Raw genomic sequence first — 25,995 nt, 5'->3', positions numbered from 1 at the left:
ATATTTACGTTTTTGCTCTAAAATATTTCTGTAGGGAAGGGAGCAAAATTTCATGACAATGTTGAAAGATATTTTAAAGTTCAATGAAGATTTCGTTCAAGAAAAAAAATATGAGCCTTTTATTACAACAAAGTACCCAGATAAGCGTATCGTTGTTTTATCTTGTATGGACACGCGCCTTGTAGAACTATTACCAAAAGCGATGAACTTAAGAAACGGCGACGTAAAAATTGTAAAAAGTGCTGGTGCTTTAGTAAGTCACCCATTTGGTGCCGTAATGCGTAGTTTACTTGTTGCTGTTTATGAACTACAAGCTGATGAGGTGTATGTAGTTGGACATTACGACTGTGGTATGAGCGCAGTTGATCCAGATGCAATGCTTAGCAAAATGGTTAACCGTGGTATTAAACCAGAAACGATTAAAATGATGGAATACTCGGGTATTGATTTAAAAGACTTTTTACGTGGTTTCGGCGATGTAGCGACTAGCGTTAAGAAAAGTGTCGATACCATTCGTAATCACCCACTAATGGTACAAACTGTACCTGTTCACGGTTTAGTAATTGACCCGAATACTGGTCGTCTTGATTTAATCGACGATGGTAGCAAATAATATACACACATTACTGAGCTTATTTAGAGCTCACTGTTCTTTTGGCAGACAATCATTCAATATATAATAAAAAATGTGTCTATCGTATCGAAAGGTCGAATGATAGACACATTTTTTTATCCTATTTGATTTTATTGATAAGCTGTAAATATTGTAAATCACCATAGCCTACTGTTGAAAATAGAACAAAACATTGCTTCAACAATTCGGCTGTTGGCAAGTCTTTATTTTTGGTAATAAATTTTACTACTGCATTATCTTCGTTTAACATATCCAAATAGATATTAATGGCCTGATACATTACAGGTAGTACGTCGTTCGATGGCTTATTGTGGTTATTCAATACCTCCTTGTATACTGCATTATAATGCCCTAATTGCAGTTCCGTTTGATTAACTTTAAACTCGTCCTCTCTGAAACTATTTAAGAACACTTTCCCCTTATAGCCTGACTGTTCAAGATAAGATAGTAGTGTAAGGAGGTTCATTTGGCAAAACATGTCTTCACCAAACCATAAAACGATATATTTATACTCTTTGTTAAAAAGATTTTCTAATGGAGCAATAACCTTTTGAATGTAATTCTCTACGGAATCATGGTGTCCATAAGCTCGCTCGTTTATAAATGCTTTACTAAAAACTTGTGTTGTAGTAGCGTTTACACACATAGCTTCGTTAAATGGAGCGTAATCACAATCTTCCATTAGCCTATTATTCTTAAATTCCTCATACATCATTTGTCCGTTCAAAATGTTAAGTACGTCCCTCTCAAATAACTCCTTATTCGTATTTTGTAACCTTTCTATTTCAGTTGTTTGATTACTATGCATTTCACACCATTTCCCGTCTTTATTCATAGTAAGTTTAACAATGGACTGAACAGGCATTTTGTTAAGTTGATATTCTTTAGGATTGATTCCAAAAATAGCTTTAAATGCTCTGCTATATGCTTCCTGTGAAGAATAATCGTACTCAAAGGCGATGTCCACTATTCTCCTGTTCATCGCTAAATCTTCTGTAGATAAATACAATCTTCTAAGATGTATATACCGTCGTATACTAATACCTGTTACTTGGTGAAATTTAAAAGAGCAATAGTAAGGCGAATAGCCCATGAAATTAGCAAGTTTATTCAAAGAGAATTGATTTTTTAAATTACCTTCAATCCACTCAATCATCAATTGGATCTGTTCATCCATTTGTCTCACCCCCAAATAAAATTATAAATAGCATCCATTTCTTTTATATGATATTTCTTGTGTTTTTTTAAAATACTTTCAACTAAATTATGTATAATATTTCTATAAATAGAAAAATAAACAATTTCACAGGAGGAACATATGCAATCCTATCATTCTATTTCAGCAGAAGTTTATAATCTTGATAAACCAATTGGAAGTTCTTTTGGAGATGTTGAATACTATAGCGAAAGACTTTCTCAGGTAAAAGGAAAAATATTAGAGCCAGCCGTTGGAACGGGGCGTATTTTAATTCCATTACTTGAGCGAGGGTTGTCAATCGAAGGGTTTGATTTATCTGAAGAAATGTTAACTTACTGTCGAGACAATTTAACACTGGCAAATAAAGAAGCAAACATCTTTCTAGCCGATATGGAGACCTTTCAGTCAGAATCCCATTATGAAGCAATTATTCTCCCTGCAGGAACATTTTTGTTAATTGATGATGATGACAAAGCTATGCATATACTAGCTAATTTTTACCGTCATTTAGAACCAAATGGCAGATTAATAGTCGATTTATTTTTACAACCAGAATTTAGCGAAGGTAGCTCACATTATCGAACGTTTACAAACAAACAAGGTGAATTGATTACATTACAAGTAACACAATCTGAAATGAATCATATCGAACAAACGACTACTTCCCATCATCGCTATGATAAATGGAAAGATGGTACCTGTATCGACAGCGAATTTGAAATCTTCACATTGAAATGGTATGGGATCAATGAATTTAAAAGGCTTTTAATGCAAATTGGCTTTAGAGACATCGTTATTTCAGCAGACTATAGCTATCAGCAATACCCTACAAATCGAAATCAAGTCATTACATTCGAAGCTGTTAAATGAATGGTCGATGAGCCAAATGAGCATGTGGTCTATGAACTTATTAAAGAATGAGTAGTTGACAGCGAAGGCGGCCTGCGGGAACGCACAGTACGTAAAACGCAACTGTCCGCGCGTTAGCGAGGGTTGCGGCTTACGCTGTGCCCGCGGAAAGCGCCCGCCGTAGCGGAAATCAACTGGAGTAGACCTCTAAGTTTATTTAATGACTATAGCAGACGACTAGCAGATATATTAATAAGTGCAATAATTGTACTGTATTTTAACTTTTTCCTTCGAAAGAGCATAATGACACCAGTTGATTGGAGTGAAGGGCGGGCGACTCCTGCGGGAACAGCACAAAACGTAAGACGCAACAAATCGCGCGTTAGCGAGGGTTGCGGCTTACGATGTGCCCGCGGAAAGCGCCCGCTCGTAGCGGAAATCAACGGCAATAGACCTCTAAGTTTATTTAATGACTATAGCAGACGAATAGCAGAAATATTAATAAGTAAAATAATTGTACTGTATTTTAACTTTTTCCTTCGAAAGAGCATAATGACACCAGTTGATTGGAGTGAAGGGCGGGCAACTCCTTCGGGAACGCACAAAACGTAAGACGCAACAAACCGCGCGTTAGCGAGGGTTGCGGCTTACGCTGTGCCCGCGGAAAGCGCCCGCCGTAGCGCACAACAATGGCATAGAAAAAAGTGTTAGACTGCCATCAATCTAACACTTTTTACTCTTTTGTCCCGACCACATTTCACTTTTTATAGCTTATATCGTATTTATACTGTTGGCTCTAAGCGGGCATACATATAGTGATCTACCCATTGACCGTTAATATACAATAATTTTCTTAACAAACCTTCTTGTTGAAAACCTGATTTTTCTAAGACCCGAATAGATGCACTATTTTCAGTTGATACATATGCCTCTACTCGATGTAACCCAATTTGTTCAAAGGCAAATTGTACAACTAATTCTACAGCTTCTGAAACGATCCCTTTCCCAACATAGATTTCATCCATTGCATAGCCAACAAATGCACTCGAATACGGTAAACGCTTGATAGCATACAACGAAATATGCCCAATTAAATTATTTGTACCGAGCTCATAAATACCAAATGTAAATTCTCTCTTCGAATTCATTAAATATAAACTTTCTTGAATTTTTTTATATTGTGCTTCAACTGTATAGTATTCAGGTCGCTGTAACGGTTCATATGTAGACCAAAAATATTTATTTCGACTTACTAGACCCATTAAGCTTTGTGCATCTTTTTCTTGGAATGTGCGAACGTAGCATTTTCTTCCTTGAATCGATACCACATTTCCACCCTTTTTCCTTAATAAATTCCAAATTTTAAGCACCATTTCTCCCCCACAAGCCTTCCGATAAATGTAAATACATATTCATTGTATGTAAAAAAAGATGCTGCTACAACTAAAACAGTCTTGTCTTGTTATCACAGCACTAATCAATTTATTTACTTGTTTTTACTTGTTCTTTTAGAATGTATTTGTAATTCAATACTGGAAGATTCAGCATCCTCTAAATGGGACTTATCCAATACATTTGATAGATGTAGACCTCTTTTTTGTGCCTCGCGTTCAATATGTGCAAGTGTTTCTTGTAGCACCTGTACTCGCGCATGTTTTTTATCGTTTCCTGCCACCAAAATCCAAGGCGCGTTTTTCTTATCTGTTTTAGCAAACATTTCATTTGCCGCTTCTATATACTCAGGAGATTTCTCACGATTTCTCCAGTCTTCATCCGTTAACTTCCATGATTTATATGGATCCTGCGCGCGCTCATTAAAACGCTTCAACTGCTCTTCATCTGAAACATGTAACCAAAACTTTATAATAATGTAGTCTCCCGCAGTTAAAATCTTTTCAAAGTTGTTAATCTCTTCATATGCACGAGACCATTCATCCTTAGTAGCAAATCCTTCAATACGCTCTACTAGCACTCGTCCATACCAAGAACGGTCGAATATAGCGATTTGTCCATGCTGTGGTAACTTTCTCCAAAAGCGTTGCAAGTAGTTATAGCGTAGTTCGTGAGGCTGTGGAGCTGAAATTGGATGGACTATATAACCTCTTGGGTCTACGCGTTCAATCAGACGTTTAATAGCACCACCCTTACCCGCTGCATCCATTCCTTCAAATACTAGAATAAGTCCGATTTTATTGTTTAGTAAAAATTGCTGTGCATTTAACATTTCATATTGAAGTACTTTTAATTTCTTTTTATACAGTTTTTTGTCTAGTTCAATCGATAGGTCAAGATTTTTAAGATTTTGGGCCATAAAAATTTCACTCCTTCAAATTGGTTATTTCTATTGTACTAAAGAAATATTTGGATGCATATTCAAATGGTAAATTGTAGTTTTTTTAAAGCAAATTCATTGATACATTGTAAGGGTTTTCCGCTATAATGAAATAGATATTATGTGACAGTCATATACTTATTTGTCTTTTCCCTATACAATTTAACACGAAGGGAGAGGAAGCCTTGCCTAAGATTATTTTAATGACAATAACCTTTATTGTCTCACTCATCCTAACCTTTTCATCCTATTTTATAAAAATAAATGGTCAATCTTCGTTAGAAATCTCAAATCGTTTTCCCGTAATGTTTGCACCTATTAATATTAGTTATATGATATGGATATTAATTTACATTTTACTTGCTTATTGGTTAGTTATGAATTTTCAAAAGACATCTATTAAACAGACTGTTCTCTTTAGCAATGTTTGCATATTACAGGCGCTCTCTATTTTATTTTGGCATTATGAATTATTCATAGTCTTTATTTGCTGCTCTGTCATATTAGTATTGTACTTATTTTTACTTTATAGTACTTATCCGTATACAAATAATACTTTATCTGGCCGACTACCCATATCACTTTATTTTGCCTGGTCTACATTTATCATGATGACAAATGCAAGTTTTACATTAACATCTTATGGATGGCATGGTTTTGGACTTAGCAACCCACTTTGGGCAGTTATTTTACTGTCAATCAGTGTAGCTATCGCCTTACATATTCGTTACCATTATTACGACATTGTCTATCCTAGCGTGTTTATTTGGGCATTTATTGGTATTGCGCTCCATAATCATCTTGATGAATTACTTGTGACGACAGCGGCATTATTTTTATGTGGTGTCCTAATTGTTGGTATCCTATTTGTTAAAAAAAAAGCAGCTTACCGAAAATAAATCGGTAAACTGCTTTTTCATCTAGCCTTTATTTTATGCTTCATCTAACGAAGTTAAAATGATTGGTTTGTCTTTTGTAACAATAATAGAATGCTCAATTTGGGCAACTAATGATTTGTCAGGTGTAACGAATGTCCAGCCATCACCAGCTTCAACAATATGTTCTGCCTTCGCTGATATAAACGGCTCAACAGCTAGCACCATTCCTTCTTTCATAATTGTTGAATCCCAAGCATCGTAATAATTTAAAATATGGTTTGGCTCATCATGCAATGAACGCCCTAAACCATGACCTGTTAAATTCATAATGACAGTTAAATCGTTTGCATAAGCTTCACGCTCTACAGCTTTCCCAATTTGGTTTAATTTAGAACCAGCTTTTACTTTTGTCATAGCGCGGTCAAAGGCACTTTTTGCTACGCGGCAAAGTTTTTCCTTATCTTCGTACCCTTCACCTACTACAAATGAAATACCTGTATCTGCAAAATAGCCATTTAGAGAACCTGATACGTCAATATTGACAATATCCCCTTCTTTAATAACTCGTTGTCCTGGAATACCATGGGCAACTTCCTCATTCACACTAATACATGTGTATCCTGGGAAATCATATTCACCTTTAGGACCAGAAATAGCTCCTGCTTCAGCAAACATACGGCCTGCAATTTCATCTAATTCAAGTGTTGTCACACCAGGTTTTGTAGCTACTTTCATTGCCTCACGAATTTCTGCACAAATGCGACCAATTTTTTTAAAGGCTTCAATTTCTTCTTGCGTTTTTACAATCATTTATAACGTCCCTTTCATCTAATATCTATTCATTAATATAACATAACTTTATATGTCCATAACGCCAAACGCTTTAATTATTCTATGCTAACATTATTTCATAAGTACCAGACAAGTAAAAAACAGACCCTTTTAGAAGTTCTGGTACTAACAACAGCGACCCAATTGTCTTGAAATATAAAAAAAATAGCACACTAAGTTACACTTAGCATACTATTTTCACTTTTGGGACAGTCTTATCGTGTTTATGATTTTCGTTGCATTAATTGGGGTGCAGCTGTAAATAATATCACACCAACGATCGCTGTTAATATTGTTGCTGGAAGCATGTATGTTCCATTGTATATGATTGAATAAATCCATGCGTTTTGCTCGCCTGCATATTCTGCAAAAAATACAGCCCCTGCAATTGTATGGGCTAAATAACGTAGGAAACCTGCTAATACTGTACCGATTACAATGTAAAGGGCCATTTTCTTTTTGTTCAAAGCGGCTGTCGCTTTAAATATAGGTCCACGTACTACTGCCGCTAAACCAACGACCGTAAATGCTACACCGTAATCTAGTAAGCCTTGTAGCCAATGCACAATATAAGCGCCAAACATCGTTTGCATAACTCCAATTAGTAAACCTGTTGTTAGTCCAGCTAAGAGCCCCCAACGTAATGCCATTAAGATGATTGGTATCATTACTAGGCTTACGGAGCCACCTTGCGCCCATACTTTAAAAGAAACTTGATCGAGTACAAGTCCTAGCGCTGCAAAAATTGCAATTTCCATCAGCATGAGTAATCTTTTTTTGTCCATTTTATTATTCTCTCCTTTGTTCCGATGTAGGATACAAGAGCAGGAATAGAAATCTTTTTGATATGCATGTCAACTGGCATAAAAAAACGATGCCAGGACAGAGCCTCACATCGTAAAAGTGTCGGTTTCTATCCACATCCCTACGCAAGCGTTAACTTACAGGTTCGAAGAGTAAAGGCATTACGTGCCCAGTCTCAGCTGACATCATCAGCTCCCCTTGTGGTCGTTACATCTTATTATTTTGTTGAACATCCTCATTGTACGTAAACCCTTATGCAATTACAACCTTTTCCACATTAATTTTTTTGAAACTTTCGCGTTTTCTATGCGTAAATAATTTAAAAGGAGGGACTACTATGGAGAATCAAAAAATTTTATCTGCCTTTAGTTATCTCAGTATTTTTTTTGCACCATTTATCGTTCCAGTAATCGTTTATTTTGTATCAAAAGATAGTGATGTCAAGAGACATTCCATTAGAGCACTTATATCTCACTTAATACCATTTATCTTCGGTATCATTTTCTTTATCGTCTTTGTATTTTCTACAATATCATTGAACACGTTTGATCCTTCTTCTAATGGGAATACATTTATTATCATATGGTTTGTATCTTTTGGCATTTATTTACTCGTTTCATTAGGCATTGTCATTTGGAATATTGTTCAAGCTGTACGAGTTATTCGTTAAAAATTTTTAGTATGAAGGAGCTGTCGTATTCATGAAAGTATCGAAGGTAGTTAAAACTGCAATAAAATTAGCGCCCATCGTTATTCCGATTGTCAAAAAAGTGGTCGCAGCAAAAAAAGGAACAACACCTAACGTAACGACACACAAAAAATAATAGCCAATGGGCTCCTATAACGTAAAAACCCACATCGCTTTCCAGCAGGCACAATGTAAGCCGCAGGAGTCTTCGTGGGTTTTTACTATGTTATCTATAAATTATTTAAGAATTGTTTGAGTGCCTGGCACTTATTTTACTTCAAAATGGGTTGTGCTATGTCCGCTCAACGTTTTTTCGACGTGTAATACTGCAGGCATTGCAGCTTTCAACTCAGCTACATGTGAAATAACGCCAATCATTCTTCCAGAGTCTTGTAAATCAATTAGCGTGTCAATTGCTTTATTTAACGCTTCCTCATCTAATGAACCGAAGCCCTCGTCGATAAACATTGTTTCGATACGAATATTACCTTGGAAGCTTTGAATTACATCCGCCATACCTAATGCAAGACTTAATGATGCATTAAACTTCTCCCCACCTGATAATGTTTTAACATCTCTTAATTGGTCTGTGTACGCATCATAGACATCCAAGCCAAGTCCACTTTGCTTCGCATGCTTCTCTAATCGATCTGAACGGCGCAATTCAAACTGTCCATTGGATAAGTGGAATAATCGGATATTTGCTGCTGCAGTGATTTTATCTAAATAATTAATTTGAATATATCGCTCAAAGGAAAGTTTTTTCGGATTTTGGCCATTCAACACTGTGTAAAGCTCTTTTACACGTCCTGCCTCTTGTTCAAGTACACGTATTTCCTTTGCAGTATCCTCTACTTTAACAATAAAATCAGCACATGCCTTTGCATAGCTTTGCGTCTGTTGCAAAGTTTTAAATGCTTCCTCATATGTGGCACGGAGCATCTCAAGCTTTTCCTCTAATTCCTCTAGATTTTGCTTTTCTTTTCCTTCAAGATGCTTTGCTCCATCTGCAATTTGTTGCTGTAAGGAATGTGATTGTAAGGCATAATCACGACATGCTTTCCGTAAGTCTTCGATTTCACTATCACTTCGCTTTGCAGCAGCGTATTCTTCATAGGCTGCAAACCCCACATCTTTCATGCTTACTAAAAACTGTTCACGCTTTTCATTCAGTTTATTTAGCAATTCCTCATAGGCTGTTTTTGCAAGTTCTTCTGTCATAGAAGCCTTATTTGTTGCTTCCTTAGTCGCCTGTAAATTTTGCTGAATCGCGTTCCAAGCTGACTGTAACGCCATTTTTTGCGAACCTACATCTGCAATCGTTTGTTTTAACGCTTGTAATGACTGTATGTGTTTCGGAATTTGCTTTTGCTGTTCTTCTACAATCGCTTGCTGTTTTATTAACTCTTTCGACTGCTCTGCAAAATGTTGCTCTAATTGTAGTTGTTTTTGTTGAAGCTGTTCATTTTTTTCGTGTTGTCCCTTTAGCTTAGTTCGTGCGACAGACAGTTGATCCTTCACTATTTTTAAAACTGTAACTTGTTGTTCAATAAAATGTAAAGAAGATGTCAGTTCTAATCGATTATCTATTGAAATATGATAAGCATTTAATTGCTCTGTTGCCTCTTGAAGCAGTTGTTTAGTTGTTTTTAACGTCGCATCTTGCTCCAAATATTTACGCTCCATTGCATTGGTCATCGTTCGTAAAGATTCTAGCTCTGCTTCATCTACTACTTCTAACGGTTCTCTATGTGTGAGTTGATGTGTTGTACTACCGCAAACAGGGCATGGATCTCCGTCCTTCAACTTAGCTGCTAATATGCTAGCCTGTCCCGTAATCCATTGTTGCTCTTTTGTTTGAAGCGCTTGCTTACTTCCTTGGTATTGCTCATGGGCATTATTCATAGCTCGCTCAGCTTCCTTACACGCTCGCTCATATTTTTCAATTTGAGCTAATAGTGTTACTTGTTCTTTAAGTATAGGAAGCTGTTCTAAATAGCCTGCATAAGGTTCCATCTGCTTTTCATATTGCTCAATTGTTGCGGTTAATTGCCGAACTAGCATCTGTTCTTTTTCTAAAATAGCAAGATTATCAGCTACTGCACGTTTTGAACTTTCAACAAGCTGTTCAATTATCCCCAAATTTTGCTGAGTACTTTCAAATGCTTCAAATTTCGGCACCAACGCTAGTAGCTCTATTTCCTGTTGCAAAATGTGCTGACGCTCTGGCTCTTTTGCTTCTTCCTCTGTATACAATTGTTGCACTTTCTTTAGCTGTTCTACTGCATTGTGATGATTAATTGTAGCCTGCTGATAAAGCTGTTCTTTACGATTTTGTTCTGTCCGCAAGTCCACACACTGTTGTTCGAGCATAATGAGACGATTTGCTTGCTCCGCTAACTGTATTTCTTGTTCCATCGAAGTATATTTTTCTCGTTGCTGCATCAGCAATTGCAAACGTGCTTGTCGTTGTGCCTGTTGATCAAATTGTTCGTTAAGCGCTTTTGCCATACTGTAATATTCTTGTTCTTTTTGATGATTTGCATAAGCTTCTTCATAGCGCATTTGTTCCGTTCGAATACTAGCATTATAATAGAATTGCTCCTCTTCTAGAGCATTTTTTAGCTGATGCATATTGTCTGTATTATTGTTTATACAAGTAAACAGTGTTGATGGTCGCTCTGGTAAAACGCCTGCAATTTGCCCCAGTAAGTGCTCTTTTAATTGCTGGGCATGTTCTAAATCCTTTTCTGCTTCTTTCCTTTTTATATCCAGCTTTTTAGTCATCGCACTGAAACGATCTGTTTTAAATATTTTACGTAAAATGACTTCTTTATTGGTAGAGTCTGATGTTAAAAGTTTGCGAAACTCTCCTTGAGGCAACATTACAATTTGACTAAATTGATCTTTTGTTAGCCCTATAATTTCCAACAACTTTTTATCTACTTCATTTGTTTGCTGCTTCTCTACAATACTAAAGTCAAGTTTACCGTCCTTCATTTCTGCTAACTCAACTTTTTTACCTGTAACGCTTTTATTTTTTGCTTTAATATGACCAGGCTGCCGTACAATTTGATAGACTTTACCTCTCATTTCAAAAACTAATTCTACTGAAGTATATACATCATCTGCAGCAAAACCGCTTCGAAGCATTGCTGTATCCTGACGGTCCTCTCCGCTCCCTGATCCATAGAGTGCATAACAAATGGCATCAAAGATTGTCGTTTTGCCAGCACCCGTTTTTCCTGATATAGCAAATAACCGATACTCACCAAGCTGTTGGAAATCAATAACCTCTGTATGTTTATAAGGTCCGAAAGCAGTAATCGTTAACTTAAGTGGTTTCATCGCACTGCCTCCCGTTCCTCTTCTAATAATTCCTGTAACATTTCTATAAATAGACGCTCAGTATCTGCATCGGGCTGTTCACCCAAAATATCAGCATAAAAGCCACGGAATAAATCAATATCCTCTACTTTTTCTATATCAATTGCTTGTATTCCACGGTCTTCTTGCATGCGAGACGCCTTTCGTTCAATATGCATCGCATGTGGAAATACAGTACGAATTCGCTCCATCGGTGAAGCAACTGGCGTCGTATCTGTTAAACGTACAAAAACATAGTCTTCGCATGGTGGTCGTTTTAATAAATCGTCCATTGAGCCCTCTACCACTCGTAGATCACGTCTAGGCACTAATTTTTGTTTAGTGACTTCAACGTGCCCACTTGCATCTAAATCTACAATTAAAAAGCCTTTTTCATGTAGATGTTCAGACAACGAGTACTTTAATGGCGAACCTGCATATCGAATCGATTCATTCAATACAAAATGGGCTTTATGAAGATGTCCCAGTGCCGTATAGTTGAAATGTTTAAATAGCGCTGCATCGACGCAATCAGAACCACCTATAGAGAGTGGGCGTTCTGAATCACTCGTGTTTTCTTCCTCATAGCCGTATTTCGTGACAAAGGCATGTCCAATAAATACATTCCGCTTTGTTGTATCCATCGTTTGTTTAATATGTGCGATAATTTTTTGCATCGCATCTTGATGTGATTGAATCGTATCATCTTCTAAAATAGTACGGACGGAGGCTGGCTCTGCAAACGGTACAAGATGAAAATGCACCTCACCGAACGCGTCGTTTAGTACAATAGGCGAATGTTCTTTTGTGAACTGACCTACTATATGTAATCCACTATCACGCATAACACGACTACCAAAATTTAATCGACCTGCACTATCATGATTTCCAGCGACTGCTAACACAGGAATTTTCTTTTCTAGTACAATTTCTGCTAAAACATCATTTAGTAAATTAACCGCCTCTACAGGTGGCATTGAGCGATCATATAAATCGCCTGCTACAATAATTGCATCCGGCTTTTCATCGTCAATGGCTTGCAAAAATTGTTGTAAAATATAGCGTTGGTCCTCAGTCATATACATCCCTTGTACAAGCTTGCCTAAATGCCAATCGGCAGTATGGAATAATTTCATTGTATTTGCGCCTCCTGTCTTTTTCTTTTATTTTATCATGCATTTAACTATATTCTTGCTTTAAGGCAACATCTTTTATATGGAAAAAGCCTCAATTGTTTCAGTGACTGGCACTGGTAATATTCAGAATTGTTTCGGTGACTGGCACTTTGCTCGGGGCATCTAACAATGTTTCAGCCTTCTATTTCATAAAAATCCACTGCGCTTTCCGCGGGCACAGTGTAAGCCGCAACCCTCGCTGTCGCGCGGTCTGTCGCGTCTTACAACGTGTGCTGTTCCCGCAGGAATCTTCGTGGATTTTTACTTGGATATTAGAAATGCCCTACTAGCAAAATTCAGAATTATGTCAGTGACTGGCACTGGTAATATTCAGAATTGTTTCGGTGACTGGCACCTGTCCTGCAATAAAAAAGTATGCTAAGTTACTTGAATTGACCCTAATTAGGAGGCAGTTCATTTACTTAGCATACTTTTTTACGTTACAGCTTTTTGTATCTTTCATGTCCTAGATTTGTCTTAGTTGCGAGCGCTGATTGGCTTTGGCTTTTTCTATAAAAGCAGCATAGCCAATAAAGCCCTGAATGTTTCTTGCAGTTGAAACTTTCTCCGATTTCGCTTCTTCTGACTTTTCCTTAGACTTAGCCTGTTTTTCTAAGATTTCCTGAAATGTCATTGGATTAGGATTTGGTAACTCTGTAGTAGAGATTGCGAGCATATCGTTACCACTATAAGATGTTAAAAAGGCATTCGCCATTTGCCGATAGCCTTCAAAATTAGGATGGACATCTGCAATATTTGGCAAGTAGTGATTAGATTGCAACCCAAAAGCATCGTAGACATTTATATAAGTCATCCCTGCCTGCTCAGCTTGTTGCTCTAAAATTGTATTTAACTTTAGGAGCTGTGCATTTGTTCCCTCTTTTTGTGTTGCATGCACATTTGGATAAGCGAAATAATAGCCCATAATATATACCTTCGCTTTTGGTGCACGTAATTTTAACTCTGCCAATATATCCGCCATATTTTTTCGTGCCATATTTAAAGCGTAGTCAACTTGAAGCTGTGAAAACGTTAATGTACCAGCAGTTGGGTTGACCTGCACTAAACGAAGTAAATCATTGGCGCCTGCAGAAATCGTAATAAGTGTAGCATTTGCTAAGATTGTACGTGCCTCTTCTGACTTTATTCGCTCTAAAACATCCGCTGTTGTAAAGCCTGGGAACGCAAGCTCTTTCGTATAGGCACTCAGCTGCCCCATCTTTCCTAAACGCATCGCGATAAGATCACTATAGCCTGCATCAATTTCCTGATACGGTGTTTGACCAGCTGCCAATGAATCGCCAAGCGCCACATAATTTTCAGCCCGTGCAAAAGCAGATGAAACACCAAGTGTCAACGAAAGCACCGTTATACTTACTAGGCTCAATAGTTGTTTCATCTGCTCACCTCACATTTTATGAATGTTAGTCTATTAAAAAGCCCAGCTACCCTTACGGAAAATTGGCTCCACAGTACCATCTGGTAAAATACCGTCAATATCCATTTCGCCACTACCAATCATAAAGTCCTCATGTGTAACAGAAATGTTCGCACCTAACGCTTCAAGTTGACCATTTTCTAAATCTCTTCCACCTTCTAAACAAGTTGGATAAGCTTCACCGATAGCTAAATGGTTTGAAGCATTTTCATCAAATAATGTATTGAAATATAATATTTCTGATGCCGAGATTGGGGACTCATGTGGAACAAGTGCTACCTCACCTAAATAACAAGAACCTTCATCCACTGCAATTAACTCTTGTAAAAGATCTTGCCCAACTTGTGCTTGTGCATCAATAATTTTTCCTTCTTCAAATGTAAGCTTAAAGCCATCGATAATATTGCCTTGGTATACTAATGGCTTTGTATTACTAACATAGCCATTTACACCTTGCTTCATTGGCAACGTATATACTTCTTCCGTCGGCATATTGGCGATAAAAATGGTATCATCAGGTGTTTTACTACCACCTGTAAGCCATTTATGCTGAGGTGCTAATGCGATCGTTAAATCAGTACCTGGTGCAGTATAATGAAGTTTTGCATACTTTTTATTGTTCAATAATGCAGCGCGCGATTCTAAATTTGCAACATGTGTACGCCAGTTTTCAACCGCATTCCCCTCACCAATATGCACCGTTTTAAAGATGGCTTCCCAAAGAGCTGGTACTTGTTTTTCAACTTCTAAATTCGGGAATACTTTTTCTGCCCACTTTTGAGAAGGTACGGCTACGATAGACCATGCGATTAAATCCTTCATGACAGCATTACGGTAGTTTTTCAATGCAGCGCCTGATACCTTTTGATGTGTTGCTAAACGGTCTGCTGGAATACCAGTTAATTTGTCAGGATCTGCAGCATCTATCCATAACAATGCCCCTTTGCGTTCGATTAGCTCATCACGCATTTTAACAACCCATTCTGGGAAACGATTAAATTCCTCGTCAGACGCATGCTCAAAATAAGCACGGTCCATTTCATCATCTGAAAAATTAACATGAACACGGCCAGCTCCAGCTTTGTAGGCTTCCTTCACCACTAGACGAGCAAAGTCTAAAGCTTCCACCGATGTATTCACTAATAAGTATTGCCCTTGTTGAATATTGACACCAACCTTAACTGCTAGCTCTGCATATGCTTGTAATTTTTCTTCAAACGTCATATTATTTCCCTCGCTTTTGCCCAATTGTTTTTGAATTTCCTTCTACGAGCTCGCCATCATGCCATACTTTCTGCACGGGTTTGCCTGGAATTTCACGTGTCCACTTTTTATAAGTTTTTTCATCATGGTATGAAAGCAATGTTAGTACTTCACCATCTGCCCCTGCACGACCTGTACGACCTGAGCGATGCAAATACTGTTCAATTGTACGTGGAACATCGACATGAATAACATGTGTTAAACCAGCAATATCTAAACCACGGGCCGCAATATCTGTGGCAATTAAAACACGCGCATCTCCTTTACGGAATGCGTCTAAGGCTTTTTTACGTTCTTCCTTTTTCATGTCAGAATGTAATGTCACAATTGGTGCTGAACGATATTGTAGCTTCGTTTCTTTCATTAACAATTGATCGATATTATTGACGAAAGCAAGGGCACGTAAGCCTTCTGTATGTGATAGTCTACGTAGGAAGTCTGTTTTATCACGTTCTTCTACTTTCAAGAACGAATGCACAACTTTACCGAACTTCACCATATCCTCAGGTTTAATTTTAAAGCGCAATGGCTCAAACATCATACGGCTTGCGACTAATTCAATTTCCTCAGTAATTGTGGCAGAAACAACAACTACTTGGCGACCGAATGCTGACCCTTCGATAAATGATTTCACCACAACGCGATACTCGCGGCTTAATAGCTGATCACATTCGTCTAAAATAACTGTTTCAATTTCTTTTAATTTTAATTTACCTGAACGCACTAGCTCATTTAAGCGACCTGGCGTACCAACTACAATTGTTGGCTTTTTCTTTAACTTCTCAATTTGTCGTGCAGAGTTTGCACCACCAATAAGCTGTTGTACTGTAATATCAGTTCCCGCTATCCATTCACGAATGACCTCAACGATTTGCATTGCTAATTCCTGAGATGGCGCAACAATCAATCCTTGTGTTTGCTTTTTCGATCCATTTACTTTATTAAGTAAAGGCAACACATAGGCCAATGTTTTCCCTGAGCCTGTTGGTGATTCTGCTACAATATCTTTGCCTTCAAGCATTGCTGGAATCATTTCTTCTTGAATTTTCATCGGTTCTTCAAAGTTCCATTTTGCTTGTAATTCTTCTTTTAATAAATTTATTACTGACATGTTAATTCCCACCTTATTATCCTGCTTGACATTAGTTTAACACACTAGCTGTGTACAAGCATTTTCCTTCTTTATATTGTGCGATACTCTTTTATTTTTAGACATGGATTAAAAAAGCTCACCTATTACAACAGGTGAGCCAAATGTTACTCCACTAATTCATAGCCACACGCTAAAATAGCGCATTCAGCTAAGACGATTAATGAGTCTATATATTTGTCACTTAATTTTAAATCTCGATTGACGATTGACAACTCTGTGCAGCCTAGCACAATACGATCACAATCCAGGGCTAGCATCGCTTCTTCGATAGGCAGCCAATCTTCCTGTGTGACATCCTTACCAGCCTTCACATAATCGTAAATAATCGCCATAACTTTTTCCTTCATTTGATCATCGGGAATTACGGGTGTTATGCCAAACTCCTCTAATGCATCTTGATACATACGTGACGTTAATGTTCCCGTTGTCGCTAAAATACCAACACGCTTTGCCCCTAAATCATTTGCACGCTTCGCCGTTTCACGAATCATGTGTAACACAGGGATTGGAGAGCCTTGTGCTAATTCATCATAAAAGGTATGTGCCGTATTGCACGGAATGGCAATTAAATTTGCTCCAACAGAGGCTAGCTTTTTTGCATCCTCAATTAAAACTGGAACAGGGTTTTCTTTTGTTTTATCTAATATAAAAGCCGTCCGATCAGGAATATTTGTATCATTATCAATAATCGTATGTACATGCTCCTGATCTTTTGTTGCTTTCGTACGTCTTACAATCATTTCGCCGATAAACATTGTTGCAAGTGGACCGACGCCACCAATTATACCTAAAGTTTGTTTTTTCATGAGTTAGACAGACCTTTGTTGTTAAAATATTTCTTATATTTGCGATAGAAGCTTAAATTATCAAGCGTTACATTCAACCAACGCTTCGCATTCATATCTTTATAATTAAAGATAGAATCCGTTGCTAATCCTTGTCGAATCAGACTTTTAGCTTCAATTACAAGTTGTTCATTTAATACGTATTTAAATAATACTCCATTTGGCACGATCGTCCAAAGGTGCTTGTTTTGCACATATGTTAGCTGCTGTTTACTTCCACGAATAAAATCATCCGCTACATACTGCATTAAATTATAGCCGCTTGCTGTCACATAATAATTCGATAATTCATTATGTAATTCCATACTTAATAATTTATACAGCCCATCTCGTTCATCATATTTCATATCGAATGTAGCAAAGCCTTGAAATGGCAACGCCTCAAGAAACGTTTTAACACAATCCATTAGTTCCTTGTTGTAAGTCGTCATAATGGCAACATAGCGTCCAATACCATCAGGTGAATGTTCTTCTAAAATTGGGTTTCCTACTGATAGTAGCTTGACCTTGTGATCTTGTCCAACATAAGCATTTACAACACGCATATTGGCATCTTCACCTGGAATATATTGCTGAACCATTAAATCATCCCGATAGGCAGATTCCTTATATATCGCGTGAAAAATAGCATCTTTTTCATCCTCATTATGTGCAGTATAAACCTTTTTCTTACCTGGGAAAATACAACTTGCGTACTTCGTCATATTCATAGGCTTGATGACAATAGGATATTCAAATGGCATCGTCAATTGCTCATAATCATTTACCGTACAAACATGCATTGCAGGATAATGGAAGCCATATGCTGCACAAAGCTGATACATGCTTTCACGTGTTAGTAATTGATTGGCAAGTGATTCATCGACATAAGGGATTACATAAAAACTCGATAATTCCTCTTTATGCTTTACAATTTTTTTTACATAAAACTCATCACAAGCTAAAAGCAATAATTTTTTATCTGTAAACTCTTCTGCGATTGCTTTTAAAGCAACAACAAAGCGCTCTTCAATGTGCAATCTTGGTACTTCACGAAAAGTTAATAAATCACTTTGTTGAATTTTTTCCATATTCGTATGATTTAATGCAAGTGGTTTGACGCCATAGGACTCGTAAAATGCTCGCGCCATGCCGTAAGCATTCATTTCATCGCCCAATAAAACTGGTAAAAAAGCGTGCTCAATGGCCATTCTACTCAACTCACTTTAGTTTTTTTATTAGTGTAACATATTTTACTACAGTCAAAACTGCGTTCCAATAGCATTCCTTTCTATAGGAAACATGCGCCATTCCTTATTTATGAACTGCTACTGCTTGCATATTTAGCTCCTTATAGCTCTTGAAAAATTCGTCAACATTGTAGGATACATTGCCCTGTAATGGGTCCATAACGACAACTTGCTGATCTGAATAACCAGTTAATACGACGGCATGTAAGTTGATGTAGGCTTCACGTTTTTCCGTTTCACCTTCATAAATCCATCCTTTATTTGCAGATGTTTTAGGTGTCGATAAATCAAGGGTAACCCATACAACTACAGGTACTCCCTCCTCTACAAGCTCTAAAATCTCACTCTGAGATGCACCGCTCATATCCGTTACACGTAAATTTGCCTGCCTATCTGCTATAGCGGCTTCCGCAGCTTTGACAATCGGTGCTGCAAAAACATACATACCATTTGCCTTATCACGTGGATTACCAGCATATGCAAGCGCTGGGTTCGGTCCGTAGCGTTGATTAGCTGATGTATATATATTTTGCTTAGGCAAATAGTTATCTGCCATTTCAAGCTTTGAAATATTCATGCCGTAATAATTTAAAACAGCCGTTAGTGCCGTAATCTCACAACCTTGTGGAAGCTCTGGTTTTTGCATGATTACTGGAACAGCAAGCTCCTGCTCTGCTCTTGAGGAATGCGTCGGCAGTCGATAATAAGGCTTCGTCACATCATACGTAAATTTTTCAATTGTCGTATAGCCGTTATCACCATTGCTATTTAGCGTTGTTGCCGTAATCGTATATTCCCTACCCTCTACAAGGTTTGAAAAAGTAGCCTCTCCCTCTTCAGAGCCTACTGCTTCTTCAATTTTCTTACCTGTTTCCGTATCTGTCATTGTTATATAGAGACTCGGAATTGGTGCACCACTATTAAATTCTACCGTTAAAACAGTTAATTGATTCTTTGATCGACTCTGCTGTGTTAATTGATTACAACCAGAAAGTAGCATGATAATCATAATACTCACTATTAAAAGTCGTTTATAATCACTCCACAAGACAAATTCCGCTCCTATCTCATTCGAAGAAATATATAATCTTCTATTCTATTTTTACAATTTGTCGTAGCTTTATTATACGCTAATTTAATAGGTGTTCATATTTTATCCTGCTACTTTTCAATGGATTGACAAAATCCTATACTTTTAAGATTTTGCTATTTGTGGTCGAAGCGTATGCTTTAACACCTTTCCTGATGCATTGCGTGGTAACTGTTCTAAAAATTCTATTTCGTAAGGCACTTTATATTTTGCAAGCTGCGAACGACAATAGGCTAATATGGATGCTTCATCTATCAGTTGCCCATCTTTTAAGACGACAAATGCCTTTGGTACTTCACCATACACTTCATGTGGTAAGCCAACAACAGCTGCCTCTAAAATGGCTGGCAACTGATATAACACTTCTTCAATCTCAATCGGATAAATATTTTCCCCACCGCGAATAATCATATCCTTTTTACGATCGACGATATATAAGTAACCTTCTTCATCAAAGCGTCCTAAATCACCTGAATAGAGCCAACCATCTTGAATTGCACGAGCGGTCTCTTCATCATTGCGTAAATAACCTTTCATGACTTGTGGCCCTCTAACGCAAATTTCACCAACTTCGCCCGCTGGTACAGCTTCCCCATAGCTATCTACAACACGCACTTCTGTCTGTGCTAACGGCTTTCCGACTGAACCAATTTTGATTAATGCATCTGCATCTAAAAGAGAGGTTGCAGCAGGTGAATTTTCTGTTTGACCATATAGATTTTGAACTTTTACATTCGGCAATGCTTCTTTAACTTGCCTCACAAGCTCATATGGCATCGGTGCTGCACCATAACATAATAAACGTAAATTCATAAAGGAATGATCCTTAAATTCAGGGGTATTTAATATCATCGTATACATGGAAGGTACTCCAAAGAAAATAGTAGCCTCTGTTTTTATCAGCTGTTGTAACGTATTTTTCGGTGAAAAGCTTTCCTCTATAATGACCGCACCTCCTTTATAGAACATTGGCATCGCAAATACATGGAGGCCTGCACAATGAAACAAAGGCGTACAAATAAACATGCTGTCTTCGTTCGTCATATTCATCGATGCTGACCAAATATCCGCTGTCGAAGCAATATTTTGATGCGTCAGCATTACCCCTTTTGGCTTCCCAGTTGTACCAGACGTATACATAACAACAGATGTATCATTCGCTTGTAATTGTAGTATCTTCCTTTGCCCTTTATAGTTTTGGATAACCTCTTTCATATCTTTCAATCCGATTACATGTTGAAATGAATACGGAACATCCGCTAGTACTTCTTCTATTCTCTCATCATAAATGAGTCCTTTTGCTTGTGAATGATTGACGATAAAGTCAACCTCTCGTGCTGCAAGCTTTGTATTGATAGGCATCACAACATAACCCGCTAGCTGGATACCGATGTAAGCAATTAAAAACAAATCGGAATTAAGTGTATATAGCGCAATGACATCATTTTTCTCATAGCCTTGCTCTTGTAAATAGGCTGCAAACGTTTCTGCATACTGATTAAACTCGCCATAAGTTACCTTTTTACCTTCATAAATCGTTGCAATCGCATCCGTCTGCTCTGTAGCGTACTTTTGTAAAATATCCGTCATAAATACCGTCATCATATACCCCCTCATTTTTAGTCCTTACGTACACCTCGGCTTTTGATTTTTCGAGCGTATCAAACGCTTTAAAGCTAATTAAAAGCTTTAAAATACAATTCTACTAACATTTTTCAGAAAATTTAGATTACACAAACTATTTTATCAAGCAACTTATTTGTTAGCAATTTTTCCACACATTCAAAATATGTAAGTTGTGTCACAAAATATTCTTATACATATTACTTTTCTATCAAATTCTGTTAGGTGTATGATACTTGTAAAATATTTTGAAAAAGAAAGGCGTGATTATTATGCTGTATGCACTTTTAGGAGATTTACATTCTAATATTGATGATACAAAATCAGTATTAGCTCATATACAACAAACAGCGAAAGATGCTGAAATAATAGGATTAGGCGACTTATATGAATGTAAAGTAAGTAAGAAAAAAGCAAAAACAATATCAGGATTGCCTTTGCAAAAAGCTGCGATTATCGATGATGATTTTGAAAAACTGCTGACATTCCCGTCTATTCGAGGCAATCAAGAAGAACGCATTACACACGTTACAGGAATTGAGCGCTTTATAACTTTGCCTGAAACAATGGATATTGAAGGGGCAATGCTAATTCATGGACACCAATTCCAATGGAGTGTTTCCTGGCAGCCGAAGTTTCCTTCGATTGATAAGCAGCTTCTTTTTTTCGGACATAGTCATGAATCAGGAATATATCGTCAAAATAAAAAGTTGCCGATCCGTATTCATTTTGGAGAACCAATTGAGTTGCAAGCAAAGCAATATCGCATCAATGTTGGCTCAGTAGTTGATCATCGTGAATGGTGTCTATATGATAGTGACAAACGAACTGTCACATTTATGTGTGCATCGTCTTTCGAAGCTAAAGATGCAGTCGGCATTTAAATGACCGATACTTAGAGAATAATAGAAGTCCCTCAAACACGGATAACTTCTCAAACAGCGGGAAACTACAACTAATAAGGCTCGGACATTGATGTCTGCCAAGGTGTTGCAAGTTATTACTACCACCCTTTTTTAGTGCAAGTTGATTGCCGTTCCAGACGCTCCCTTTCCGCAGGTACGGCTCCAACTAATTTTTGCAGCAAATCGCCACAAAAATGAATTTTCCGCTCTTGCTGTTCCTGTAGAAATGTCACGCCTTCCACTCCAATCTGCTAGCACCACCTACTTACATAATTTCGCAACGACCTTTCACACAGTAAAATTAATCCTCTAGGACAACCATGCAAAAAATAGAGAACTTCAATTCTTTCTCCATAAAAAAAGCCATTTACTTTAGCCGACAGTGGCGACTCTATTAGGACGAGTAGCTTGAGCTAAATGCCCGCTGGAACGAGTCCATAAGAAGCCATTTAATTCTATTATCAGCAAAATAAAACGCTAAAATTGCGAACAATTTTAGCGTTTTATTTTTAACAATCACAATCTTGTAGCGCATCAAGTAATTTTTGCATTTCTTCAAGTTGACAACATAATGTTTGCATCATACATTGAAGAATTGGAATTAACTCTTGGCATATGCAGAATCTTTGAACGTTTTGCACTAATCGTACACCAGCTTGATGATGAATAATCATATCTTGAAGATAATTTATATTAATACTATTAGAGGTTGGTGGTGAGCATAATGCTTGGAACATCGTTTCAGCAATTTCTTTAAATGTACACATATATTCATATAATTCATATTCTGTATTTTGTACGATACAGCATCTATTTTGTATTGCTTCTAGACTTTCGACGATTTCAGTATGAGTTTGGATAACTTCTAATGCAAAATTTTGAACAGGTATATTCGTTGTATATTGCAACACATTTTCTGACATTCTAATTGCCGCTATTTGATGGGGAATAATCTGTTTAATGAAATTTTCAGATATGCTACACGTTATTGTTACATAAGTCATACCTTGCATCATCTTATTGATTATTCTTTTGTTTTCCTCTAAATATGCCTGAGTTACATTACTAAGTGGAATTGGTTTCGACATTAGACACACTCCTTTCAGAGTAATGTATGCCAGGTAGGTTGTTGTGCGATAGACATTTGTACCAACAGACACCAAGATAATGAAACAGAGAAAGCTAGATGTTTTTATATGTAAGTAAACAATTTTGACAAATGCACTTCTTAGGTTCGTTAGAGACTGCCCCTATTATATCTTCAGGAAATTTTTCGTTCATACACCAGCATGCATCCTGGCCTTCTGCTACACCACATTGATTGTCTTTCCCACATAAAGGGCAACTTTTTTCTTCATATTGCATTACATGACACTCCTTTCTACGATGATTGTAATGTACAACAAAAGGAGCACGAAATACAGACTATATTTCGCACTCCTTCCACTATTACATATTACGCATTGATTGATTATTTTGCGCTCTCACTTCTTCACTATCTGTATCACTATATTTGCCAGTACCATACCCACCCGTTTTAGCTAGTAGCTCTTTCACTTCATTATAGGATAGACCTGCTTCTGCATTTTTCTGTTTTACATCATTAATATTCGTACCAGACGCCGTAAGTTGCTCTTCATCCCTATTTTGCAAGCAAATTCATTCCTTTCTATAATTCATCAGGCTTCTTTTCAATCAATTCATCGCCTTCTCTTTTCACCTTTTTATTGAGCTCTTCAACGGGAATGGGATCAACCGTTTGCATATCTTCATGCAAGTCAAAAATACTGATTGTATCTGAATCAACCATGTCGGGTTTATCTTTACTTTCTAAGTTCATAAATTTTCTTTTCTCAGGTGGCACATTTTCTTTATTCATGTTGTCAAACTCCTTTATCGTTAATGTGTGTAAAAGTGTATAGATTATGTGTACTTCTTTATTGTTTATCCACCTTATAGTATTTTAAAACATGCATAACGTGAACTTTCCTTGCTTTTTAGATTTGAAAATCAAAAAAATTGACTACTACAAATAGGGGATAATTGCTCATTTACATCTAGCTTAAGATTGCGTTAGGCAATTTTAAAATTCATTAGGATAAATCCAATGTAAATGGCATATCGAGATTACGTTAAAATACTATTAGATCAGTATATTTAGTCATTTTTTTATTTAAAAGTTCGTTTATTTTATAATCAAGTTTACTTTTATCGGCGTTACTTAATAAAGGAGAGATCGTTAGGCTTTCAACGCCTTTGAAAAGACTATTGTTATTTTCCATATTTATTAACAAATCATACTCTTGATAAAATATATTCTTTTTAAAAGCGTATAAGTTCAATGAGTATGCTTGTATATTTGTCCCATATTTAAACGTTAAGTATTCTAATATACTTTCTTGTTCAATTTCAGATTCCGTTATAATAGCGATTGAGACAGTTTGTATCTTTTTTATTCTAAGCTGACTTATTGAAAGAAAGTAGTACAGCGCAAATATATCAATTTCTTTAATTTCAGGGAGAAAATTATATTGCTTAAATAACTTTAAAGCTGCTTCTTTCACTAGAAAATAAAAAGGATGATCTTTACAAATATTTATGTAACCACTTAACTCATTTAACCTATTATTAGTTCCTAAACGTAAATCAATATAGTAGAGTTCAGTATACCTACTTAACCCTTCAACGAGTCTTATATCAGAAGAGAAATCAAAATAAAAATTTTCGGATATATACTCTAAAAAATCGAAAATCATACTATAACGCAAATTACTTTCTTTTAAAGAATAAATTTCACCTATAGTGAGCTTTCTCTCGCGTATTAAATAGTTATATAAATTCGTTGCATAATAAATAAACTCACATTGTTTAGTGTTTTTATCCATATAATTAGGAAAAAATGATTGTAGCTTTTTTGTTATGTTTATATAAAGAGAATTTTCTTCAGTAGGGAAACTTTCATATTGTATATACTTTGAAAGTCGACTTCTAATATGCAAAATTTCCATGGAAATGGACAATTTTCGTAGACCTTGTGGTGTCAAATTAAAACTATTTATAATACAAATTTCATCAATTTTCTTCACAAAGAGTTCCTTGTTAAAAAATCTTATTTCCGATAAAGAACGAGATAAGTAGAAATCATAAAATTGTTGCATTAAATTCCGAATATTTTTTTCATCACCTTGTACCATTAGCACTGGAGTAGTAACTAATTTTAATTTATGTTCTTGTAGCCATTCTTTTATAACTTTAAATTTACGGTACACTGTAGATTTGCTCATATTGAGGAGTTGTGTAATTTCACTTACAGAATATACATTTTTTTCGAAGATTATTGTTATTATTTTTAAAAATACATTATCTTTATATAGTAACTTCAATGCATCATCAATTAGTGAAGGAGAAACAATATCCAAATGGACTTCCCCAGATTTTATAAAAAAACTTGTGTTACTTAATGTTTCCATTAAAAAATGAAGTTCTTTTTCTATAGTGGATCTTCCAACTTGTAAATGTTCTGCCAACTCATCGATCTTCGCTTGTCCGCTTTTACAATAAAGATAAATCAGTATTTTTTCTGGGCGATCTAAAAATCTTTCCATAATCTATCAGCTCCTTTTTATTTTATCTAAATACTAAAGTTTCTTAAAAAACATAAAAACAAAGCCATTATCGACTTTGTCTTTATGTA

25 protein-coding genes and 1 riboswitch are annotated in these 25,995 nt (G+C 36.6%); of the genes, 6 read left to right on the top strand and 19 right to left on the bottom strand.

Annotated features, from left to right (window positions below; genetic code table 11):
- Positions 1 to 52 precede the first annotated feature (52 nt).
- Complete coding sequence (locus tag JNUCC52_RS16880; RefSeq protein WP_173479585.1) at positions 53 to 613, top strand: beta-class carbonic anhydrase; 561 nt, start codon at positions 53 to 55, stop codon at positions 611 to 613.
- 121 nt (positions 614 to 734) lie between these two features.
- Here JNUCC52_RS16880 and JNUCC52_RS16875 read toward each other — a convergent pair whose 3' ends face one another.
- Positions 735 to 1,811, bottom strand: coding sequence for a helix-turn-helix transcriptional regulator (locus JNUCC52_RS16875; RefSeq protein ID WP_173479586.1), 1,077 nt, complete (start codon positions 1,809 to 1,811; stop codon positions 735 to 737).
- 141 nt (positions 1,812 to 1,952) lie between these two features.
- Between JNUCC52_RS16875 and JNUCC52_RS16870 the strand changes: the two genes are divergently transcribed.
- The gene (locus JNUCC52_RS16870; RefSeq protein ID WP_337980391.1) at positions 1,953 to 2,702 is read left to right on the top strand and encodes a class I SAM-dependent methyltransferase; all 750 of its coding nucleotides are present in this window, start codon (positions 1,953 to 1,955) and stop codon (positions 2,700 to 2,702) included.
- A 761-nt stretch (positions 2,703 to 3,463) separates the two neighbouring features.
- On the opposite strand, the gene JNUCC52_RS16865 is transcribed toward JNUCC52_RS16870, so the two are convergent.
- Together JNUCC52_RS16865 and JNUCC52_RS16860 are read right to left on the bottom strand one after the other, a co-directional pair.
- On the bottom strand, positions 3,464 to 4,054 hold the full coding sequence (locus tag JNUCC52_RS16865; RefSeq protein WP_173479588.1) for a GNAT family N-acetyltransferase: 591 nt from the start codon (positions 4,052 to 4,054) through the stop codon (positions 3,464 to 3,466).
- Positions 4,055 to 4,167: 113 nt separating this feature from the next.
- Positions 4,168 to 4,992, bottom strand: a complete 825-nt coding sequence (locus tag JNUCC52_RS16860; protein ID WP_337980390.1) for a polyphosphate kinase 2 family protein — start codon at positions 4,990 to 4,992, stop codon at positions 4,168 to 4,170.
- A gap of 206 nt (positions 4,993 to 5,198) precedes the next feature.
- Here JNUCC52_RS16860 and JNUCC52_RS16855 point away from each other — a divergent pair, with 206 nt between their 5' ends.
- A complete protein-coding gene (locus JNUCC52_RS16855) occupies positions 5,199 to 5,912 on the top strand; it encodes a TspO-related membrane protein (protein WP_173479590.1) in 714 nt (237 codons plus the stop codon).
- A gap of 33 nt (positions 5,913 to 5,945) precedes the next feature.
- Here the strand turns inward: JNUCC52_RS16855 and map are convergent, their stop codons facing one another.
- Positions 5,946 to 6,701, bottom strand: a complete 756-nt coding sequence (gene map, locus JNUCC52_RS16850; RefSeq protein WP_139860520.1) for a type I methionyl aminopeptidase — start codon at positions 6,699 to 6,701, stop codon at positions 5,946 to 5,948.
- 245 nt (positions 6,702 to 6,946) lie between these two features.
- Entirely contained in the window at positions 6,947 to 7,507 is a 561-nt protein-coding gene (thiT, locus tag JNUCC52_RS16845; RefSeq protein ID WP_139860519.1) for an energy-coupled thiamine transporter ThiT, read from the bottom strand.
- A gap of 120 nt (positions 7,508 to 7,627) precedes the next feature.
- Positions 7,628 to 7,735, bottom strand: a riboswitch (TPP riboswitch).
- Positions 7,736 to 7,863: 128 nt separating this feature from the next.
- Between thiT and JNUCC52_RS16840 the strand changes: the two genes are divergently transcribed.
- Positions 7,864 to 8,196 carry a magnetosome magnetite crystal formation protein family gene (locus JNUCC52_RS16840; protein ID WP_139860517.1) on the top strand — a complete coding sequence of 111 codons (333 nt, stop codon included), beginning with the start codon at positions 7,864 to 7,866 and terminating at the stop codon, positions 8,194 to 8,196.
- Positions 8,197 to 8,227: 31 nt separating this feature from the next.
- Positions 8,228 to 8,350 carry a hypothetical protein gene (locus JNUCC52_RS16835; protein WP_255639590.1) on the top strand — a complete coding sequence of 41 codons (123 nt, stop codon included), beginning with the start codon at positions 8,228 to 8,230 and terminating at the stop codon, positions 8,348 to 8,350.
- A 131-nt stretch (positions 8,351 to 8,481) separates the two neighbouring features.
- Here the strand turns inward: JNUCC52_RS16835 and JNUCC52_RS16830 are convergent, their stop codons facing one another.
- The 9 genes from JNUCC52_RS16830 to JNUCC52_RS16790 all read right to left on the bottom strand — a co-directional run bounded on the left by JNUCC52_RS16830 (position 8,482) and on the right by JNUCC52_RS16790 (position 21,375).
- Positions 8,482 to 11,562 carry an AAA family ATPase gene (locus JNUCC52_RS16830; RefSeq protein WP_337980389.1) on the bottom strand — a complete coding sequence of 1,027 codons (3,081 nt, stop codon included), beginning with the start codon at positions 11,560 to 11,562 and terminating at the stop codon, positions 8,482 to 8,484.
- Positions 11,559 to 12,716: an exonuclease SbcCD subunit D gene (locus JNUCC52_RS16825; protein WP_337980388.1), complete on the bottom strand. Its 1,158-nt coding sequence runs from the start codon at positions 12,714 to 12,716 to the stop codon at positions 11,559 to 11,561. Before JNUCC52_RS16825 ends, JNUCC52_RS16830 begins: the two co-directional genes overlap by 4 nt.
- A 505-nt stretch (positions 12,717 to 13,221) precedes the next feature.
- Entirely contained in the window at positions 13,222 to 14,154 is a 933-nt protein-coding gene (locus JNUCC52_RS16820; RefSeq protein WP_337980387.1) for an SGNH/GDSL hydrolase family protein, read from the bottom strand.
- 33 nt (positions 14,155 to 14,187) lie between these two features.
- Positions 14,188 to 15,417, bottom strand: a complete 1,230-nt coding sequence (locus JNUCC52_RS16815) for an aminopeptidase (RefSeq protein WP_173479594.1) — start codon at positions 15,415 to 15,417, stop codon at positions 14,188 to 14,190.
- A gap of 1 nt (position 15,418) precedes the next feature.
- Positions 15,419 to 16,567, bottom strand: coding sequence for a DEAD/DEAH box helicase (locus JNUCC52_RS16810; RefSeq protein ID WP_337980386.1), 1,149 nt, complete (start codon positions 16,565 to 16,567; stop codon positions 15,419 to 15,421).
- Between the two features lie 146 nt (positions 16,568 to 16,713).
- A complete protein-coding gene (cuyB, locus tag JNUCC52_RS16805; protein ID WP_139860129.1) occupies positions 16,714 to 17,415 on the bottom strand; it encodes a cysteate racemase in 702 nt (233 codons plus the stop codon).
- A complete protein-coding gene (locus tag JNUCC52_RS16800) occupies positions 17,412 to 18,644 on the bottom strand; it encodes a carboxylate--amine ligase (RefSeq protein ID WP_173479595.1) in 1,233 nt (410 codons plus the stop codon). The genes cuyB and JNUCC52_RS16800 overlap by 4 nt, the downstream gene beginning before the upstream one ends.
- A gap of 103 nt (positions 18,645 to 18,747) precedes the next feature.
- Positions 18,748 to 19,731, bottom strand: coding sequence for a C39 family peptidase (locus tag JNUCC52_RS16795; protein WP_337980385.1), 984 nt, complete (start codon positions 19,729 to 19,731; stop codon positions 18,748 to 18,750).
- 147 nt (positions 19,732 to 19,878) lie between these two features.
- Positions 19,879 to 21,375 carry a class I adenylate-forming enzyme family protein gene (locus JNUCC52_RS16790; RefSeq protein ID WP_173479596.1) on the bottom strand — a complete coding sequence of 499 codons (1,497 nt, stop codon included), beginning with the start codon at positions 21,373 to 21,375 and terminating at the stop codon, positions 19,879 to 19,881.
- Positions 21,376 to 21,668: 293 nt separating this feature from the next.
- Here JNUCC52_RS16790 and JNUCC52_RS16785 point away from each other — a divergent pair, with 293 nt between their 5' ends.
- A complete protein-coding gene (locus JNUCC52_RS16785; RefSeq protein WP_173479664.1) occupies positions 21,669 to 22,280 on the top strand; it encodes a metallophosphoesterase family protein in 612 nt (203 codons plus the stop codon).
- Positions 22,281 to 22,810: 530 nt separating this feature from the next.
- Here the strand turns inward: JNUCC52_RS16785 and JNUCC52_RS16780 are convergent.
- The 5 genes from JNUCC52_RS16780 to JNUCC52_RS16760 all read right to left on the bottom strand — a co-directional run bounded on the left by JNUCC52_RS16780 (position 22,811) and on the right by JNUCC52_RS16760 (position 25,906).
- On the bottom strand, positions 22,811 to 23,389 hold the full coding sequence (locus JNUCC52_RS16780; RefSeq protein WP_173479598.1) for a DUF305 domain-containing protein: 579 nt from the start codon (positions 23,387 to 23,389) through the stop codon (positions 22,811 to 22,813).
- 94 nt (positions 23,390 to 23,483) lie between these two features.
- The gene (locus JNUCC52_RS16775) at positions 23,484 to 23,666 is read right to left on the bottom strand and encodes a cysteine-rich CWC family protein (RefSeq protein ID WP_173479599.1); all 183 of its coding nucleotides are present in this window, start codon (positions 23,664 to 23,666) and stop codon (positions 23,484 to 23,486) included.
- An 84-nt stretch (positions 23,667 to 23,750) separates the two neighbouring features.
- The gene (locus tag JNUCC52_RS16770) at positions 23,751 to 23,954 is read right to left on the bottom strand and encodes a gamma-type small acid-soluble spore protein (protein ID WP_173479600.1); all 204 of its coding nucleotides are present in this window, start codon (positions 23,952 to 23,954) and stop codon (positions 23,751 to 23,753) included.
- 16 nt (positions 23,955 to 23,970) lie between these two features.
- Positions 23,971 to 24,141, bottom strand: a complete 171-nt coding sequence (locus JNUCC52_RS16765; RefSeq protein ID WP_490356148.1) for a hypothetical protein — start codon at positions 24,139 to 24,141, stop codon at positions 23,971 to 23,973.
- Between the two features lie 292 nt (positions 24,142 to 24,433).
- The gene (locus JNUCC52_RS16760) at positions 24,434 to 25,906 is read right to left on the bottom strand and encodes a helix-turn-helix domain-containing protein (RefSeq protein ID WP_173479602.1); all 1,473 of its coding nucleotides are present in this window, start codon (positions 25,904 to 25,906) and stop codon (positions 24,434 to 24,436) included.
- Positions 25,907 to 25,995 lie beyond the last annotated feature (89 nt).

It is taken from the genome of Lysinibacillus sp. JNUCC-52, from assembly GCF_015999545.1.
Taxonomy (GTDB): domain Bacteria; phylum Bacillota; class Bacilli; order Bacillales_A; family Planococcaceae; genus Lysinibacillus.
This window is presented reverse-complemented; position numbering and strand designations above follow the sequence as displayed.

Bases quoted from the DNA above. Each gene is read 5' to 3' on its own strand.
- JNUCC52_RS16865 (WP_173479588.1), bottom strand. From the start codon at position 4,054: ATGGTGCTTAAAATTTGGAATTTATTAAGGAAAAAGGGTGGAAATGTG.
- JNUCC52_RS16790 (WP_173479596.1), bottom strand. From the start codon at position 21,375: ATGACGGTATTTATGACGGATATTTTACAAAAGTACGCTACAGAGCAG.
- JNUCC52_RS16840 (WP_139860517.1), top strand. From the start codon at position 7,864: ATGGAGAATCAAAAAATTTTATCTGCCTTTAGTTATCTCAGTATTTTT.
- JNUCC52_RS16835 (WP_255639590.1), top strand. From the start codon at position 8,228: ATGAAAGTATCGAAGGTAGTTAAAACTGCAATAAAATTAGCGCCCATC.
- JNUCC52_RS16880 (WP_173479585.1), top strand. From the start codon at position 53: ATGACAATGTTGAAAGATATTTTAAAGTTCAATGAAGATTTCGTTCAA.
- JNUCC52_RS16785 (WP_173479664.1), top strand. From the start codon at position 21,669: ATGCTGTATGCACTTTTAGGAGATTTACATTCTAATATTGATGATACA.
- JNUCC52_RS16820 (WP_337980387.1), bottom strand. From the start codon at position 14,154: ATGAAACAACTATTGAGCCTAGTAAGTATAACGGTGCTTTCGTTGACA.
- JNUCC52_RS16800 (WP_173479595.1), bottom strand. From the start codon at position 18,644: ATGGCCATTGAGCACGCTTTTTTACCAGTTTTATTGGGCGATGAAATG.
- JNUCC52_RS16860 (WP_337980390.1), bottom strand. From the start codon at position 4,992: ATGGCCCAAAATCTTAAAAATCTTGACCTATCGATTGAACTAGACAAA.
- JNUCC52_RS16775 (WP_173479599.1), bottom strand. From the start codon at position 23,666: ATGCAATATGAAGAAAAAAGTTGCCCTTTATGTGGGAAAGACAATCAA.
- cuyB (WP_139860129.1), bottom strand. From the start codon at position 17,415: ATGAAAAAACAAACTTTAGGTATAATTGGTGGCGTCGGTCCACTTGCA.
- JNUCC52_RS16760 (WP_173479602.1), bottom strand. From the start codon at position 25,906: ATGGAAAGATTTTTAGATCGCCCAGAAAAAATACTGATTTATCTTTAT.
- JNUCC52_RS16765 (WP_490356148.1), bottom strand. From the start codon at position 24,141: ATGAACTTAGAAAGTAAAGATAAACCCGACATGGTTGATTCAGATACA.
- map (WP_139860520.1), bottom strand. From the start codon at position 6,701: ATGATTGTAAAAACGCAAGAAGAAATTGAAGCCTTTAAAAAAATTGGT.
- JNUCC52_RS16825 (WP_337980388.1), bottom strand. From the start codon at position 12,716: ATGAAATTATTCCATACTGCCGATTGGCATTTAGGCAAGCTTGTACAA.
- JNUCC52_RS16875 (WP_173479586.1), bottom strand. From the start codon at position 1,811: ATGGATGAACAGATCCAATTGATGATTGAGTGGATTGAAGGTAATTTA.
- JNUCC52_RS16810 (WP_337980386.1), bottom strand. From the start codon at position 16,567: ATGTCAGTAATAAATTTATTAAAAGAAGAATTACAAGCAAAATGGAAC.
- JNUCC52_RS16870 (WP_337980391.1), top strand. From the start codon at position 1,953: ATGCAATCCTATCATTCTATTTCAGCAGAAGTTTATAATCTTGATAAA.
- JNUCC52_RS16780 (WP_173479598.1), bottom strand. From the start codon at position 23,389: ATGTCGAAACCAATTCCACTTAGTAATGTAACTCAGGCATATTTAGAG.
- JNUCC52_RS16815 (WP_173479594.1), bottom strand. From the start codon at position 15,417: ATGACGTTTGAAGAAAAATTACAAGCATATGCAGAGCTAGCAGTTAAG.
- thiT (WP_139860519.1), bottom strand. From the start codon at position 7,507: ATGGACAAAAAAAGATTACTCATGCTGATGGAAATTGCAATTTTTGCA.
- JNUCC52_RS16830 (WP_337980389.1), bottom strand. From the start codon at position 11,562: ATGAAACCACTTAAGTTAACGATTACTGCTTTCGGACCTTATAAACAT.